This window comes from Sodalis-like endosymbiont of Proechinophthirus fluctus (assembly GCF_001602625.1).
Lineage (GTDB): Bacteria > Pseudomonadota > Gammaproteobacteria > Enterobacterales > Enterobacteriaceae.
Genome location: NZ_LECR01000023.1, coordinates 13,923 through 14,273, shown reverse-complemented (window position 1 = coordinate 14,273; position 351 = coordinate 13,923). Strand labels below are relative to the sequence as shown.

Below are 351 nucleotides of genomic sequence, written 5' to 3'. Positions count from 1 at the left end.
CCCGAGGGCCGGCATCAGACGATTCAGTTGACTGGTCAGCAAAACGCCGAGGCCGGTGCCCAAGAGTGCGCCGACAATGCCGGCGCTGGCTCCCTGGGCGATAAATACCAGCATAACCTTCCGGAGAGTCAGTCCCTGGATCTGCAAAATCGCCACTTCGGCTTGCTTTTCCATCACTAGCAGTCCGAGCGAGGTGATAATATTAAACGCCGCCACCACGACGATCAGGCTCAATAGCAGGCCCATCATATTCTTTTCCATACGCACGGCCTGGAATAATTCCCCCTTGCGTTCGCGCCAATCATGCCACACTAAGCCGTCCGGCAAAGACTGCAAGCTCAACCTTTCTAC

Annotated in this window: 1 protein-coding gene; it reads right to left on the bottom strand. The window is 55.8% G+C overall.

The features are described from left to right. Positions 1–351 (bottom strand): FtsX-like permease family protein (locus BG74_RS16090; protein ID WP_369678485.1); only part of this gene is annotated, 351 nt, incomplete at both ends.